Below are 13133 nucleotides of genomic sequence, written 5' to 3'. Positions count from 1 at the left end.
CTACGACGTCCACTTCTCCCAGGACATGTTCCAGCCGTTGAGCCCGTTGGCCGGGTCGACGGTCCGGTCGTTGGAGTTCTTGACGACCACCACGTCGCCGATCAGCGAGTGGTTGAAGAACCAGGCGGCCGGCACGCTCTTGTCGTAGCCGCCGCGCACGTCGCGCAGACCCACGCAGCCGTGGCTGGCGTTGTAGTTGCCGAAGGCGCCGCCGCCCCAGTAGTTGCCGTGGATGAAGGTGCCGGAGTCGGTCAGGCGCATGGCGTGCGGGACGTCCTTGATGTCGTACTCGCCGCCGTAGCCGACGGTCTCGCCGTTCATGCGGGTCACCGTGAGCTTCTGGCTGATGACCATCTGGCCGTTCCAGGTGTCGTAGCCGGGCTTGCCGGTGGTGACCGGGATGGTCTTGATGACCTTGCCGTCCTGCATGACCTTCATCGTGTGCTTCTTGGCGTCGACAACCGAGACCTGGTTGCGGCCGATGGTGAAGGACACGGTCTTGGCCTGCTTGCCGTAGACGCCGGGCCGTCCCTCGACGCCGTCGAGGTTGAGCTTCACGGTGACCTTGGTGCCCGCCTTCCAGTACTTCTCCGGGCGGAAGTCCAGGCGGTCGTTGCCGAACCAGTGGCCCTCGACGGGCACGGACGGCTCGGTCTTGATCTGTATCGCCTTCTCGACGTCCCCGGGGTTGGTGATCCCGCGTGTGAAGCGGATCGAGAAGGGCATGCCGACGCCGACCTTCGAGCCGTCCTCGGGCGTGAAGTAGCCGATGAAGGTGTTCTTCGGAACGAGGGTGGTGAAGGTGGCGTCCTTGGCGGACTGGCGGCCCTCGGAGTCCTCCGCCACCGCGTGGACCTTGTACTTGGTCGCGGAGGCGAGGTGCTGCGCGGGCTTCCACTTGGCGCCGCCGTCCGTGATGTCTCCCTCGACCGGGTTGCCCTTGGAGTCCTCGACCTTGACCTCGGTGAGCTTGCCCTTGTCCGCGGTGACCTTGAGGGCGCCGGTCGTGGCGACGCCGTCCGCGCCGTCCTTGGGGGATATCTCCACGACGGCCTGCGAGGGCGCGGTCGCCTCGGCCGCCTTGTCCGATCCCTTGCCGTCCTTGTCACCGCTGCCGGAGTTCGCGCCGCCACCCCCGCCGCACGCCGTGACGAGCATCAGCAACGCCCCCAGCAGCAGGGCGAGAAGACTCGTGCCACCCGGTCGGCCCGTGCGGGCCCGACGCCTCGTGACACTCCCTCGCCCCGCCCCGCCGCTTCGCCCCGGGCACAGCCGCGCCCCAACCGGCGCCCCCGATATCGGTCGCCCGTTCAAGATGTGTTCTCCCCTCACACGGCCTGGTCAGGCCCGCCCCCCGCGCGTCACTGCGCGCACATCGCAAATTAACCACACGGCTGACGACCACGACTCCTAGCGATTGTCACCGTTCAGTTCCAACTTCAATCATGGTGAGCCCTGGTGGCGCTGGTGGCGGGCCGGCCGGCCGCGGAGGGGATCGTCAGTTCGCGGAGCCCGCCTTCCACTCGTCCCAGTCCATGTTCCAGCCGTTGAGGCCGTTGTCGGGGGCGACTTCCTTGTCGGCGGAGTTGACCACTTCGATGACGTCGCCGATGAGACTCCGGTCGAAGAACCAGGCGGCCGGTGTGTCCTGCTTGCCGCCCCTCACGTCGCGCAGCCCGATGCATCCATGGGTGACGTTCGCGACCCCGAATGCCCTGGAAATCCAGTAGTTGCCGTGCAGGAACGTGCCGGAGGTGGTGAGGCGCATCGCGTGCGGGACGTCCGGAACGTCGTACTCACCGCCGAAACCGACCGTCTGGCTGTTCATCCGGGTCGTCTCGAGCATCTCGGAGACCACCATCTTCCCGTTGTACGTGGTGGTCTTGGGTGCGCCCGCGGTGATGGGCATGGTGGCGATGAGCTCGCCGTCGCGGCGCACCTGCATGGTGTGCGCGGCGACGTCCACCAGGCTGACCTGGCTGCGGCCGATGGTGAACGAGAAGGTCTTCTTCTGCAGGCCGTAGACCCCCGGCTCCGCCTCCACGTCGCGCAGGCGCAGTTCGACGGTGACCTTGGTGCCGGGCCTCCAGTAGTTCTGCGGGCGGAAGTCCAGGCGGGTGTTGCCGAACCAGTGCGGGGCGATCTCCACGGCCGGTTCCGACCGGACGCGCACGGCGCGTTCGACGGCCGCGCGGTTCTCGATCTCGCGGTTGAACTCCAGCGAGACGATCATGCCGGTGCCCACGGTGGAACGGTTCTCCGGGGTGACGTAGCCGATGAACCGCTCCTCGGGGACGAGCGTCGTGAACGTGGTGTGCCGGGCGGAGCGGCGGCCCTTGCTGTCCAGTGCCACCGCGTCGACGGTGTACTTGGCGGCCAGCTCCAGCTTCTCGCCGTCCGTCCGCCAGCTCATGCCGTCCTGGGAGATGCGGCCTTTCACCGGGTACTCCTGGGCGTCCTGGAACCTGACGACCTTCACGGACTCGAGCCGTCCGTCGGGCACCGACACCTTGATGGGTGCGTCGACGCGCACGCCCTTGCTGCCGTCGGCCGGTGAGATACGGATGGTGTCCTCGAGGGACGACGGCTTGCCGGCGACCCCGTCCGAGGTGCATCCGGCAGCTGCGGCCAGCAGGCAGGCCCATGTCAGTACGGCAGCCAGTGCGGCGCCTGAGCGTCTGTTGCGCACCACTTTGTGAACTTTCTCGATCATGCCCATCCCAACGACCGTCCCCCTCCTGGGGAAACCGGTTTTCGCCCTCCTGGGGAAACGTGAGTGCGAGCCACGCGGTGGGCAGAACACTGGGGAGGACGACGCGTGGGGAGCCGCGGTCGGGACGCCTGGGCTCCGTCGCGCCTCGTCTCACCGAGCCGCGGGAGGCTGACAGGTGTCGAGTGCAGCCGAGCAGGAGGCAGTTCAGGAGGGCAGGCGCACGGGCAACGGGACGCCCGAGCGCCCCGCCGCCGTGCTGAACGGCCGGCGCAGCAAACCGGCGTTGCCGGCCGTTCCGGCATGGCCCGGGGCACCGACCCCGCTCGGAGCGCGCTTCCGGGTCGGCCCCGACGGGGTGGCGGGCACCAACTTCGCGCTCTGGGCGGGCGGGGCCGAGGCGGTCGAGCTGTGCCTCTTCGACGACGAGGGCCGCGAGACGCGCTGCCCGCTTACCGAACTGACGCACGAGATCTGGCACGGCTTCGTGCCGGGCGTGATGCCCGGGCAGCGGTACGGCTACCGCGTGCACGGCCGCTGGGACCCGTGGACGGGTGCCCGCTGGAACCCCGCCAAGCTGCTTCTCGACCCGTACGCGCGCGCGGTGGACGGCGACTTCAGGATGCCGACGGAGGTGTACGGGCATGTGCGGGACTGGCCGCAGCAGGAGGTGGCCGACACCGTACGGGACGAGCGGGACTCCGCGCCGTTCGTCCCCAAGGGCGTGGTCGTCCACGACGACGACCCCGACGACGAGTGGGTCGACGACCGCCGTCCGAAGACGCCCTGGGCGGACTCGGTCATCTACGAGCTGCACGTCCGCGGCTTCACGAAGCTGCACCCGGACATACCGGAGGAGCTGCGCGGCACGTACGCCGGCCTCGCCCACCCGGCCGCGATCGACCATCTCGTACGCCTCGGGGTGACCGCGGTCGAGCTGCTGCCCGTGCACCAGTTCGCGCACGAGGACCATCTGCTGAGCAGGGGCCTGCGCAACCACTGGGGCTACAACTCCATCGGCTACTTCGCGCCGCACGCGGCGTACGCGGCCGGCGGCACCACCGGACAGCAGGTCGGCGAGTTCCGGCGGATGGTTCGGGCGCTGCACACGGCCGGGATCGAGGTCATCCTCGACGTGGTCTACAACCACACCGCGGAGGCGGGCGAGCTGGGTCCGACACTGTCCCTGAAGGGCATCGACAACCGCGGCTACTACCGCCTCCAGCCGGACGCACGGCGGTACGCCGACTACACCGGCTGCGGGAACACCCTGCACGTGGTCCAGCCGCAGGTGCTGCGACTCATCACGGACTCGCTGCGCTACTGGGTGACCGAGATGGGCGTCGACGGCTTCCGCTTCGACCTCGCGGCGGCCCTGGCGCGCGCCATGCACGACGTCGACATGCTGTCGCCGTTCCTCGCGGTGATCGCGCAGGACCCGGTGCTGCGGCGCGTGAAACTCATCGCCGAGCCGTGGGACGTCGGCTCCGGCGGCTACCAGGTGGGCTCCTTTCCACCGCTGTGGACCGAGTGGAACGACCGCTACCGGGGCGCGGTGCGCGACTTCTGGAGGGGCGCACTGCCGGACGTACGCGACCTCGGCTACCGCCTGTCGGGCTCGAGCGACCTGTACGCCTGGGGCGGCCGCCGCCCGTACGCCTCCGTCAACTTCGTCACCGCCCATGACGGCTTCACGCTGCGCGATCTCGTGTCGTACGAGCGCAAGCACAACGAGGCCAACGGCGAGGGGAACCGGGACGGTTCGAACGACAACCGGGCCTGGAACTGCGGCGCGGAGGGCGAGACGGACGACGAGCGCACCAACGCCCTGCGCCGCCGCCAGCTGCGCAACCTGCTCACCACGCTGCTGCTCTCCACGGGCGTGCCCATGCTGGTCGCGGGCGACGAGATGGGCCGTACGCAGCGCGGCAACAACAACGCGTACTGCCAGGACAACGAGATCAGCTGGGTCGACTGGTCGCATCTGGAGGACCCCGGCTGGCGGGCCTTGTTCGATATGACGTCCCGTCTGATCGCGCTGCGGCACGCGCATCCGGTGCTGCGGCGGCGGGCCTTCTTCTCCGGCCGCCCGCATTCGGCGGACGGCCTGCGCGACCTGGCGTGGTTCACGGCGCGCGGCACGGAGATGACGGAGCGGGACTGGTACGCGCCGGCCGCGACACTGGGGATGTACCTGTCGGGGCGCGACATTCCCGGGCGGGACGAGCGGGGGGCGCCGGTCGTGGACGACAGCTTCCTCGCGGTGCTGCACGCCGGGGACCGGCCGGTGAGTTTCGTGCTGCCGGGAGGGCCTTGGGCTGAGCGGTACGAGGTGGTGGTCGACACGTCGCGGGAGGAGCAGGCGGGGTCCCCACGGGTGGTTCACCCCGCGGGGGTGGAGGTTACGGTGCCGGCTCGGGCGGTGCTGTTGCTGAGGGTTGTGCCGGTGGGGTGAGGAAGATTCAGCCCCTCCGGCGATTGGGAGCGGGTCTGGGGGCAGAGCCTCCAGTTTCGGGAAGGGGCGGGATCGGGGAACGCCCCCGCAGGGCCCCCACCCACCCACATCCAGCCGTAGGACCAACGGACTACGCCAGTCCAGCCAAAACTCGGTGGGCACTGTCAGTGGCGAACCGTAGGCTCGCCAACGATGTCCACTTCACCCGCGCCCACCTCGTCCGCCGTGCGATCACTCCTGCGCCTGTGGCCGTACGTACGCCCCGTACGAGCCCGCTGGTTCAGCGCAGCGGCGGTCGCCGTCGTGGCGTCGTGCCTGTCGCTCGTCTTCCCCGTCGTGCTGAAGTGGATCGTGGACGGACCCGTCGCCGACCGCGATCCGGGTGGGGTGTGGCTCGGCGCGGGCCTGCTGCTGGGGCTCGGCGTCGCCGAGGCCCTGCTGTTCGGGTTGCGCCGGTGGCTGGTGGCGAGGCCGCTCGCGGGCGTCGAGGCGGCGATGCGGGCCGGTCTGTACAGGCATCTGCAGCGGCTCCCGGTGGCGTTCCACGACCGCTGGGCCTCGGGGCAGTTGCTGTCCCGAGGCACGACCGACCTCATGGTCGTACGGATGTTCCTGGCCTTCCCGTTGACGTTCCTGCTGGTCAACGGCGTGACCGTCCTGGCGGGTTTCGGACTCCTCATCGCGCAGGACTGGACGCTGGGGCTCGTCCTGCTCGTGCCCGCCGTACCGCTCATGGCGCTCTGCTACCGCTTCGAGGCGAAGTACGCGACCGCCGCGCGCACCGCGCAGGACCAGGTGGGCGACCTGACCACCGTCGTCGAGGAGTCGGTGCTCGGCATCCGGATCATCAAAGGGTTCGGGCGGCATCGCAGCCAGGCACGGGCTTTCCGCGAGCTCTCGCGCACACTGCGAGGCACCGAACTCACCAAGGCGCAGCTCCTCGCCGGGCTCCTGTGCCTGATCACCGTGCTGCCGGAGACGGCTCTGGGCACCGCGCTCGTCCTCGGCACCGTGCAGGTCGCCGACGGTGAGCTGTCGGCGGGCACGATGGTGGCCTTCCTGTCCACCGCCCTCGCGCTGCGCTGGCCCATCGAGTCGATCGGCTTCCTGCTCGCCATGAGCCAGGAGGCGGCGACCGCGACGCGGCGGTATTTCGAGGTCATGGACGCGGTGGAGGAGGGGCCCGGTGCGGTCGGCGGTTCGGCCTCCGGCGGGGATGCGGCTGCGGCCGATGCCGGGGAACGCAACGGCGGTGGCGGTGGCGGTCACAGTGGCGGTGGCGACGGTGGAATGCGCTTCGACGGGGTCGAGTTCCGGTACCCGGACGCCCCGGAGGGGTCTGACGCCGTCCTCGAGCGGATCGATCTGCACGTCCGCCCCGGCGAGACCATGGCCCTCGTCGGCGCCACGGGCAGCGGCAAGACGACCCTGACGGCGCTCGTGCCGCGCCTGCACGAGACCACCGGTGGGCGTATCACCCTGGACGGGCGGGACATCACCGCCATGGGGCGTGAGGAGCTGCGGACCCTGGTGTCCGTGGCCTTCGAGGAGCCGACGCTGTTCTCGGCGTCGGTGGCGGAGAACGTCCTCATGGGCGCGGACGGCACAGGTGCCGACGGGCGGGCCGGGCGCGAGCGCCTCGACCGGGCGCTCGGTATCGCCCAGGCCGGATTCGTGCAGCGGCTCCCGGAGGGGGCCGCCACCCAGGTGGGCGAACAGGGCCTCAGCCTCTCCGGTGGTCAGCGGCAGCGGCTGGCGCTGGCCCGGGCCGTCGTGGGCGAGCCCCGCTTCCTCGTACTCGACGATCCGCTGTCCGCCCTCGACGTGCACACGGAGGCGCTGGTGGAGGGGGCGCTGCGGGAGGTGCTCGCCGAGAGCACCGCTCTCGTCGTGGCTCACCGGCCGTCGACCGTGCTGCTCGCCGACCGCGTGGCGCTGCTGTCGGGCGGGCGGATCGCCGCGGTGGGTACGCATCAGGAGCTGCTGCGGACGAACGCCGAGTATCGGCACCTGATGTCCGGCGAGGACCGGCGCGGTCAGGACGCGCGCGGCCAGGATCAGCACAACCAGGACGGGCACGGCGAGCCAGGTCACCACCAGCGAGAACACGGCGTACAGGGCGAGAAGGGGAACGACGCACCATGACCACCACCGCCGCAGCTCAGACACCGCCGACCGCCCCCGAACCCGCCGACGAGCCCCAACTCCCTCCCAAAGGCGACCCGTTCGACCAGGACGACCTGCCCACGCCCAGGGGCGCGACCGGCGCCCTGCTGCGCTCGCTGCTCGCGCCCCGCCGACGCACCGTCTGGCTGGTCGCCCTCTGCCTGCTCCTGCAGCAGGCCGCCGTGCAGGCGGGCCCGCTGCTCGTCGCGTACGCCATCGACACCGCGGTGCCCGCGTTCCGGGCGCACGACTACGGGCCGCTGATCGCCGTCGCCGTCGGCTATCTGCTGGCGTCGGCCTGCTCCGGCGTCTTCCTGTACGCGTTCGTACGGGTGTCCGCCCTCGTCAACCAGGACGTGCTCCTCGATCTGCGCGGCCGCATCTTCCGCCATGCGCAGGCCCTGAGCGTGGACTTCCACGACCGCTACACCTCCGGCCGCCTCATCTCCCGTGCGACCACGGATGTGGAGTCCCTGCGCGAGCTGCTCGCCGAGGGGCTGCAGGAGCTCATCAACGTCATCCTCGCCTCCGTCTACATCACCGCGATGCTGCTCTGGCTGGACCTCGGCATCGGCAGCGTGGCCGCACTGTCGTTCGTGCCGCTGTACGTGCTGATCCAGCTGTACCGGCGCCGCGCGGGCCGCGTGTACGGGGAGCGGTCGACGGCGATCGCCGCCGTGATCGTGAAGTTCGCGGAGACCATGAACGGCATCCGCCCGGTACGCGCCTTCCGCCGGGAGCGGGCCAACGACGAGCACTTCGCGGTCCTCAACCACCGCCACGAGCGCGCCAACGGGGACGCCCTGCTGGAGATGGCGCGCTATGTCATCGGCTCCCGGCTGGTGGCGAACACGGCCGTGGCCGGCATGGTGCTGTGGGGTGCCTACCGCGTCGCGGCCGGGTCCCTGGAGCTCGGCGTGCTGGCCGCGGCCGTCCTGTTCGTGCGGCGGCTGTACGACCCGATCGACCGGCTCGCGATGTTCCTCAACTCGTATGAGTCCGCGGCCGCTTCGCTGCGCAAGATCGCGGGTCTGCTGCACCAGGCGCCGTCCGTACCGGAGCCCGAGTCGCCGCGCCCGCTGCCGCCGCTGGCGGGTGACCGCCCCGGGCGCGAGGTCGTCTTCGAGCGCGTGTCCTTCCGTTACCGCACCGGCGGCGAGGTGCTGCCCCGCTTCGATCTGACCATCCCCGCCGGACAGACCGTCGCCGTCGTCGGCTCCACGGGCGCGGGCAAGTCGACGCTCGCCAAACTGCTGGCCCGCTTCTACGACCCCTCGGCGGGCCAGGTCCTTCTCGACGGCGTCGACCTGCGCGACCTCTCCACTCCAGAACTGCGGCGCGGTGTGGTGATGGTGACCCAGGAGGCGTTCCTGTTCTCCGGCACGGTCGCGGAGAACATCGCCATCGGCCGCCCCGACACCACCCGCGAGGAGATCGAACAGGCAGCCAAGGCCATCGGCGCGCACGACTTCATCAGCGCCCTGCCCGACGGTTACGACACGGACGTACGCAAGAGGGGCGGCCGTATCTCGGCCGGTCAGCGCCAGTTGGTGTCCTTCGCCCGCGCCCTGCTCGCCGACCCGGCCGTGCTGATCCTGGACGAGGCGACCAGCTCCCTGGACATCCCCGGCGAGCGGGCCGTGCAGCGCGCGATGCACACGGTGCTCAGCGGCCGTACGGCGGTCGTGATCGCGCACCGCCTGTCGACGGTGGAGATCGCCGACCGGGTGCTGGTCATGGAGCACGGCCGCATCGTGGAGGACGGCACTCCGGCCGAACTCATCGCGGGTGAAGGCCGGTTCGCGGATCTGCACCGGGCGTGGCGCACAAGTCTCGTGTAGGGGCAGGCCCGTGCGTGGCGGGAGCGGACGAAGGGCCGGGTGGATGAAGGGCGGGTCCTGATGATCGATGCGTACGAGGATCCTGGGAGGGCGGACTGTCGCAGCGGCGGCCGGTACCTGTGGTGGCTGGTCACCAGGCAGCCCGGCAGGTCCGCCGCCGGCGCGCTGCTGGGCAGCGTCTGGCTGGTGATCATGGCGCTCACGCCGTACGTGCTGTCGCGCGCGGTCGACGACGGTCTCGAGCCGGGGAACCTGGCCGCGCTGGCCGGCTGGACCGGGGTCCTGCTCGGCCTCGGGACGTTCAACGCCTGGGTGAGCATCATGCGGCACCGCACGATGACCAGGGTCCGGATGGACGCCAACTTCCGCACGGTCAAGGTCGTGATCGGGCAGGCGGTCCGGCTGGGCGCCGCGCTGCCGCGTCAAGTCAAGGCGGGCGAGGTGGTCACGATCGGCGTCAGCGACGTGTGGACGATCAGCCAGTGCCTGACCATCGTCGGCCCCGGCGTCGGCTCCTTCGCCGCCTATGTCGTGGTGGCCGTGCTCCTGATGTCGATCTCGCTGCCGCTCTCCGCGGTGGTGCTGCTCGGCGTACCGGTGATCGGCCTTCTGGTGCGGCCGCTCATGGGGCGACTGCAGGGCGCGGAGACGAGATACCGCGAGCGGCAGGGCAGGCTGACGGCCCGTATCGGCGACCTCGCGGAGGGCCTGCGCGTCCTCAACGGCCTCGGGGGCAAGGGGCTGTACGCCGCCAGCTTCCGGGGCGACTCGCGGCGGCTGCTGGTCGAGGGGTACCGGGTCGGCGCGGTGACCAGCTGGCTCCAGGCGCTGGGTGTCGGCCTGCCGATGCTGTTCCTCGCCGTCGTGACCTGGCTGGCGGCGCGGATGGCCGCGCAGGGTGCCATCACGGTGGGCGAGTTGGTGTCGGTGTACGGCTACGTCGCGGTCCTCGTGGTGCCGGCGGCGTTCTTCATCGAGTGTGCGTACCAGGTCAGCCGGGGCCTGGTGGCGGCCCGGCGGGTCGTACGTTTCCTGGCGCTGGAACCTTCGGAGCGGCTCGAGCCGCTGGGGCGGCCCGATGCCCCCGAGCGACTCGAGCCTCTGCTGGACGCGCCCGCGTCCTCGTCCGTGCTGCGCGATCCGGAGTCCGGTGTCGAGGTCGCGCCGGGCGGACTGACCGCGCTCGCCGGCGCGCGGCCCACGGACTCCGCGGCCGTCGTCGACCGCCTCGGCCGGTACACCGAATCGGCGGCCACCTGGGGCGGCGTGCGCCTCGACCGGATCGCCCTGCCGCAGGTCCGCGAACGGATCCTGGTCGCGGACCACGAGGCCGACTTGTTCGCCGGCCCGCTGCGCGACCTGGTCTGCGGACGCTGGGCACCGGACGGAAAGGACGACGCGGCCATCGCCCGCGCCGTGCACGCGGCCGTGGCGGACGACATCGTCCGCGGCCTGCCGGACGGGTTCGACTCGCTCATCGACGCGCAGGGCCGCAATCTCTCCGGCGGCCAGCGGCAGCGCGTACGCCTGGTCCGGGCGCTGCTGGCCGATCCCGAGGTACTGCTGGCGGTCGAGCCCACCTCGGCGCTCGACGCGCACACCGAGGCCGCCGTCGCGACCCGGCTGCGCGCCGTGCGCTCCGGCCGCACGACGCTCGTCACCACCACATCGCCGCTGGTGCTGGACCAGGCGGACACCGTGTACTACCTGGTCGACGGCAAGGTGGCCGCGGTCGGCGGCCACCGTGAACTCCTGGAGGCCGAGCCCGGATACCGCGCGCTCGTGGCCCGCGACACGGACGCAGAGGAGGCCGTTCGATGACGCCACGGAAGCAGGCCCAGGAGGCGCTGCGGAAGCAGGCCCAGGAGTCACCGCCGAAACAGGCCCAGGAGTCACCGCACGAGTCGGCCCGGAGGCCGACGAGGACGTCGGCGAAACTCCCCATCGCCGAACCGTCCGACGTACGCCGGGCGGGGGGACGGCTGATCCGCGCGGACCGACGCGCCTTCGCCACCGTGCTCGTCCTCAACGCGCTGGCCGCCGGCGCCGGTCTCGTCGGTCCCTGGCTGGTCGGCCGCATCATCGACGAGGTCCGGTCCGGTGACGGTGTGAGCATGGTGGACCGGCTGGCGCTCGCCATCCTGGTGTGCACGCTGGCGCAGCTGCTGCTGGCGCGCTACGCCCGGTACGTGGGCCACCGGTTCGGGGAGCGGACGCTGGCACGCGTGCGTGAGGAGTTCGTGGACCGGGCACTGGCGCTGCCCGCCTCGGCCGTCGAGCGGGCGGGCACCGGTGATCTGACGGCCCGTGGCACCGCCGACGTCACGGCGGTGGGCACCACCTTGCGCGATACGGCTCCCAGGCTGCTCATCCAATCCGTCCAGGCGCTGTTCCTCCTCGGCGCTGTCTTCGCCGTCGACCCGCTGCTCGGCGGCTGCGGAGTGCTCTGTCTGCTCGGCATCTGTTTCGCGCTGCGCTGGTATCTGCGGCGGGCGCGCGCCGCCTATCTCGCCGAGGGTGCCGCGACGTCCGAGGTCGCCGAGATCCTCGGGGCCACCGCCTCGGGAGCGCGCGCGGTCGAGGCCTTCGGACTGCAGCGGCGTCGCGTCACCGCGAGCCGGGACGCGCTCGAGACGTCGCGTCGCACACGGATGCACACGCTGTACCTGCGCACCGTGTTCTTCCCGGTCGTCGAGGTCTCGTACACGGTCCCCGTGGTCGCGGTGCTGCTGGTGGGCGGTGTGCTGCATGCGAGAGGCGTGTTGAGCCTGGGCGCCGTGGTCACCGCGGCGCTGTATCTGCGGCAGCTGCCCGAGCCGCTCGACGCGATCCTGATGGGGGTCGAGCAGCTGCAGAGCAGCAGCGCTTCCTTCGCCCGCGTCGAAGGGCTGGCCCGGGCACCGAAGGCCTCATCGGCCGGTTCCACGGCCCCGGCCGCCCCGGTGGACGACCGGATCGACGTGACGGGTGTGCACTACGCCTATCCCGGCGGGGGCGAGGTGCTGCGCGGGGTCGATCTGACGGTGCGGCCCGGCGAGCGGCTGGCGGTCGTCGGGCCGTCCGGCGCGGGCAAGACCACGCTGAGCAGGCTCCTCGCGGGCATCGACGCGCCGGGCACCGGCACGGTGACGGTGGGAGGCGTACCGATCGCGGATCTGGACCCCGAGCAGCTGCGACGGCAGGTCGTCCTCGTCACGCAGGAGCACCACGTGTTCCTCGGCACGGTCCGCGACAACCTGCTGATCGCCGAGCCGTCGGCCACCGACGCAGAGCTGTGGGCGGCCCTCGCCGCCGTCGGTGCCGACTGGGCGGACGAGCTGCCGGACGGCCTGGACACGGAGCTGGGGCACGACGGGTACCGGACCGACGGCTCGGCGGCCCAGCAACTCGCCCTCGCGCGTGTCGTGCTGGCCGATCCGCACACGCTGATCCTCGACGAGGCCACGGCGCTCCTCGACCCGGCGACCGCACGCCACACGGAGCGTGCGCTGGCCGCCGTCCTCGAGGGGCGGACGGTCATCGCGATCGCGCACCGCCTGCACACGGCGCACGACGCCGACCGGGTGGCCGTGATGGAGGACGGCCGCCTGACCGAACTCGGTACGCACGAGGGCCTCGTGTCGGCCGACGGGGCGTACGCGGCGCTGTGGCGCACCTGGCACGGTGAGCCGGCGGCTGCCCGCGACTGAATCCGGTCTCGCCGTCACCGTCCTCGAACGAACCCGCGCTGCCTCCCACCGCACGGGCCGTACAGCGGACGTGACCGCCCGGGCAACGAAACATTTCCAGCCAACCTTTTGACGCGCTCCTGACAGGGACCTGGCTCTCCTGCCACTCTTCCCTCGGCCGACGCACAGCACATCCACAAGTTACGCGCGTCGACCGGGCGTTACGGGCCATCAGCACCGCACACGCCCGCACGCACCGCCCGCACCACCGTGCACCGCGCCACACCCCGCAC

7 protein-coding genes are annotated in these 13133 nt (G+C 71.2%); 5 read left to right on the top strand and 2 right to left on the bottom strand.

The window, feature by feature from the left end; genetic code table 11:
• Together ABT009_RS16545 and ABT009_RS16540 are read right to left on the bottom strand one after the other, a co-directional pair.
• A complete protein-coding gene (locus tag ABT009_RS16545) occupies positions 1-1314 on the bottom strand; it encodes a L,D-transpeptidase (protein WP_502989888.1) in 1314 nt (437 codons plus the stop codon).
• A 184-nt stretch (positions 1315-1498) separates the two neighbouring features.
• Positions 1499-2713, bottom strand: coding sequence for a L,D-transpeptidase (locus tag ABT009_RS16540; RefSeq protein ID WP_351294354.1), 1215 nt, complete (start codon positions 2711-2713; stop codon positions 1499-1501).
• Positions 2714-2888: 175 nt separating this feature from the next.
• Here ABT009_RS16540 and glgX point away from each other — a divergent pair, with 175 nt between their 5' ends.
• The 5 genes from glgX (at position 2889) to ABT009_RS16515 (ending at position 12861) form a co-directional block, all read left to right on the top strand.
• Positions 2889-5165, top strand: coding sequence for a glycogen debranching protein GlgX (gene glgX / locus ABT009_RS16535; protein WP_351294351.1), 2277 nt, complete (start codon positions 2889-2891; stop codon positions 5163-5165).
• 192 nt (positions 5166-5357) lie between these two features.
• Positions 5358-7310 carry an ABC transporter ATP-binding protein gene (locus ABT009_RS16530; RefSeq protein WP_351294348.1) on the top strand — a complete coding sequence of 651 codons (1953 nt, stop codon included), beginning with the start codon at positions 5358-5360 and terminating at the stop codon, positions 7308-7310.
• Positions 7307-9172 (top strand): ABC transporter ATP-binding protein, encoded by a 1866-nt coding sequence (locus ABT009_RS16525; protein ID WP_351294345.1) that lies wholly within the window; start codon positions 7307-7309, stop codon positions 9170-9172. Before ABT009_RS16530 ends, ABT009_RS16525 begins: the two co-directional genes overlap by 4 nt.
• Positions 9173-9232: 60 nt before the next feature.
• A complete protein-coding gene (locus tag ABT009_RS16520; protein WP_351295008.1) occupies positions 9233-10993 on the top strand; it encodes an ABC transporter transmembrane domain-containing protein in 1761 nt (586 codons plus the stop codon).
• Positions 10990-12861 carry an ABC transporter ATP-binding protein gene (locus ABT009_RS16515; RefSeq protein ID WP_351294342.1) on the top strand — a complete coding sequence of 624 codons (1872 nt, stop codon included), beginning with the start codon at positions 10990-10992 and terminating at the stop codon, positions 12859-12861. The genes ABT009_RS16520 and ABT009_RS16515 overlap by 4 nt, the downstream gene beginning before the upstream one ends.
• Positions 12862-13133 lie beyond the last annotated feature (272 nt).

Source organism: Streptomyces sp. NPDC002896 (assembly GCF_040295225.1).
Lineage (GTDB): Bacteria > Actinomycetota > Actinomycetes > Streptomycetales > Streptomycetaceae > Streptomyces.
Note: the sequence above shows the minus strand (reverse complement) of the source record. Positions and strands in the feature narration are given on the sequence as shown.